General features: G+C 66.0%; 3 protein-coding genes and 1 pseudogene. 3 read left to right on the top strand and 1 reads right to left on the bottom strand.

The window, feature by feature from the left end:
- Positions 1-384 (bottom strand): annotated as a pseudogene (locus DYI24_RS23990) (branched chain amino acid aminotransferase); the annotation flags it as partial.
- A 282-nt stretch (positions 385-666) separates the two neighbouring features.
- On the opposite strand from DYI24_RS23990, the gene DYI24_RS23995 reads away from it, so the two are divergent.
- The 3 genes from DYI24_RS23995 to DYI24_RS24005 all read left to right on the top strand — a co-directional run.
- Entirely contained in the window at positions 667-1212 is a 546-nt protein-coding gene (locus DYI24_RS23995; RefSeq protein ID WP_164574107.1) for a MarR family winged helix-turn-helix transcriptional regulator, read from the top strand.
- On the top strand, positions 1209-1931 hold the full coding sequence (locus DYI24_RS24000) for a response regulator (protein WP_107345942.1): 723 nt from the start codon (positions 1209-1211) through the stop codon (positions 1929-1931). Before DYI24_RS23995 ends, DYI24_RS24000 begins: the two co-directional genes overlap by 4 nt.
- 158 nt (positions 1932-2089) lie before the next feature.
- A partial coding sequence (locus tag DYI24_RS24005) for a histidine kinase dimerization/phospho-acceptor domain-containing protein (RefSeq protein ID WP_164574108.1) occupies positions 2090-3169 on the top strand: 1080 nt, incomplete at its 3' end.

Below are 3169 nucleotides of genomic sequence, written 5' to 3' on the forward strand. Positions count from 1 at the left end.
GATGAACACCTGCTCGGGCAGCTGCGCCATCGCCATGCGGTCGGCGCTGTCGCGGAAGCGGCGCGCATTGGCGTCGGGGCGGAACAGGTTCACGCCGCCGTCGTCGCGCTTGTAGGCCTTGAGGCCTTCGAAGATTTCCTGCGCGTAGTGCAGCACAGCGTGGGCCGGATCGAGCGGGAAGTTCGAGCGCGCCTCGATGCGGGCGCCGTGCCAGCCGTGCGCCTGGTCAAAGCGGACGATCGCCATGTGGTCGGTGAAGACCCGGCCGAAGCCGAGGTTTTCCAGCTTCGCGTCGCGTTCCTTATCGGGGGTCGGGTTCGCCGAGGGCTGGATGTCGAAGTTCAGCCAGAGCGAGCCGTCGATCTTATCGAACGAAACTCCCATCGATCTTCTCCTGGACCGGCGCGCCTGCGGGTGGCCGTGGTTGTCGCGGATCCGGCTGGAAAGCCGGCCGCAAAAGTGGTTATCGGTCCCGGCGCATCGCCGGGAGATGTTTTGGCGGAATTGCCGAACTCCGCTAATGTTTCGGCCGAGCCGTCCGACCATCGCATGCAGGCCGCCGGGCAGCTTCCTTTATCGGACTGCACGGGCAGGGGTCGCAAGCGGAATAGTCGATTATTTCGTCTTGGTCGGCGGTTTTGTAACATAAAGACCTGATATGTCAATATGGCTGACATAAATTTCAATGAGATGGTCCGGCCGTCCGGCGAGCGCTCCCCGGCTGCCCCTGATCCGCATCCGCCGCGGTGGGACATCATCGAGCTGCTGTTCTTCGCCTATCGGGACTTCGTCGGTGACGCCGACCATGTGCTCGAAGCGTTCGGATTCGGCCGCGCCCACCACCGGGTGGTGCATTTCGTCTGCCGCTATCCGGGCCTGACGGTGGCCGACCTGCTCGACGTGCTGCGGATCACCAAACAGTCGCTCAGCCGGGTGCTGAAGCAGCTGTTGGACGAGGGCTACATCGTGCAGAAGGCCGGCGACAGCGACCGCCGCCAGCGCCTTCTTTTCGCCACCCCGAAGGGCGAGGCGCTGGTGGAGAAACTGGCCCGGCTGCAGACCGAGCGGATCGATCGCGCGCTGCGCGACCTCGCTCCCGGCGGCGCCGAGGCGGTCGCGAAATTCCTGCGCGCCATGATCGATCGGGACGATCCGGACAAGGTGCTCCAGACCATCCTGCACGGCGGCGCCACCGCAAAGGACGTGACGTGATCCAGCTCGCAGCACTGGCGAAGAAACCGATCCGCCCCGCCGACGATGCGCCGCATCTGCTGCTGGTCGACGACGATCGCCGCATCCGCGATCTGCTGTCGCGGTTTCTCGCCTCCGAAGGCTATCGGGTGACCACCGCGCAGAGCGTGCGCGACGCCCGCGCCAAGCTCGCCGGGCTCGACTTCGATCTGTTGATCCTCGACGTGATGATGCCGGGCGAGACCGGCTTTGATCTTGCCCGCTCGATCCGCGAAACCTCGGACGTGCCGATAGTCATGCTTACCGCCCGGCACGAGGCCGAGAGCCGGATCGAAGGGCTGCAGATCGGTGCCGACGATTACGTCGCCAAGCCGTTCGAGCCGCGCGAATTGCTGCTGCGGATCGGCAATATCCTCAAGCGTACCGCGCCGGCGCCGGCCGCCAAGGCCGAGACGGTGGCGTTCGGGCCTTACGTGTTCCACATCGAGCGCGGCGAACTGCGCCAGGGTGATGAGATCGTCCATTTGACCGACCGCGAGCGCGACATGCTGCGGATGCTGGCGGCGGCGCCCGGCGAGACGGTGCCACGCGGCGATCTCAGCGGCGCCGGCAATGCCAATGAGCGCGCGGTCGACGTCCAGATCAACCGCCTGCGCCGCAAGATCGAGCGCGACCCCGCCAACCCGCTGTTCCTGCAAGCCGTCCGCGGCATCGGCTATCGCCTGGTGGCGGCGCCGTAGGTCCTGATTAGTTTGGTGATGAGCAGAGCTTTGTCCCAGGCACCGTGCAACCTCTCCCCGCAAGGGCCGGGTGAGGGAGCTCGCCATGCTGGGGGCGGGTGCTTTGCTTTCAGCATAGGCAAAATGGACAGCGCTCGCGCATTTGGGCGGTCTTCGTCATGACCACGCTCGACACTGGGCTGACGCTGATCCGCTCCGCTTATGGGCGGGTGTCGGCGGCCAATGGTTATCTCGGGCAGCGCTTCAACGACTTCATGCCGAAGGGGCTGTATGCCCGCGCGCTGCTGATCATCATCGTCCCGATGGTGCTGCTGCAGTCGGTGATCGCCTTCGTGTTCATGGAGCGGCACTGGAACACGGTGACGCAGCGGCTGTCGGCGGCGGTGGTGCAGGACATCGCGACGCTGATCGACGTCTACAAGAGCTATCCGCAGGACAAGGACAAGGCGGTGCTGCGGCGGATCGCGCAGACCCGGCTTGGACTGGTGGTCGATTTCCTCGGCCCCGGCGAAATGCCGCCGCCCGGTCCGAAGCCGTTCTTCTCGCTGCTCGATCAGTCGATCAGCAAGCAGATCAGCCGGCAGATCGCACGGCCGTTCTGGATCGACACCGTCGGCCGCTCCAGCTTGGTCGAGATCCGCATCCAGCTCGATGATGCGGTGATGCGGGTGTTCGCGCTGCGCAGCGCCGCCTACGCGTCGAACTCCGAGATCTTCCTGCTGTGGATGGTCGGCACGTCGACGGTGCTGCTGATCGTCGCGGTGCTGTTCCTGCGCAATCAGATCCGGCCGGTGCTGCGGCTCGCGGACGCCGCCGAGAGCTTCGGCAAGGGGCGCGACGTGCCCAACTTCCGGCCGCGCGGCGCCCGCGAGGTGCGCCGCGCCGCTTATGCGTTCATCGAGATGAAGGCTCGTGTCGAGCGCTCGATCGAGCAGCGCACCGCGATGCTCGCCGGCGTCAGCCACGACCTGCGCACCATCCTCACTCGTTTCAAGCTCGAACTCGAACTGATCGGCGATGCGCCCGAGACCGAGGGGATGCGCAAGGACGTCGATGAGATGTCGGCGATGCTGGAGGCGTATCTGGCGTTCGCGCGCGGCGACAGCGGCGAGCAGGCGCAGCCGACCGATATGGCGGCGGCGCTCGAGGAACTACGCTCCGACGCCGAACGCCACGGCCACGTCGTCAGCGTCGCCTTCACCGGCCAGCCGGTGGTGACGGTGAAGCCGGCCTCCTTC

Source organism: Rhodopseudomonas sp. BR0C11, from assembly GCF_010820945.1.
Taxonomy (GTDB): Bacteria; Pseudomonadota; Alphaproteobacteria; order Rhizobiales; family Xanthobacteraceae; genus Rhodopseudomonas; species Rhodopseudomonas palustris_H.

What these genes read in the sequence shown, in the direction of transcription:
- DYI24_RS23995 (WP_164574107.1), top strand. Translation starts at nt 667, where the DNA reads ATGGCTGACATAAATTTCAATGAGATGGTCCGGCCGTCCGGCGAGCGC.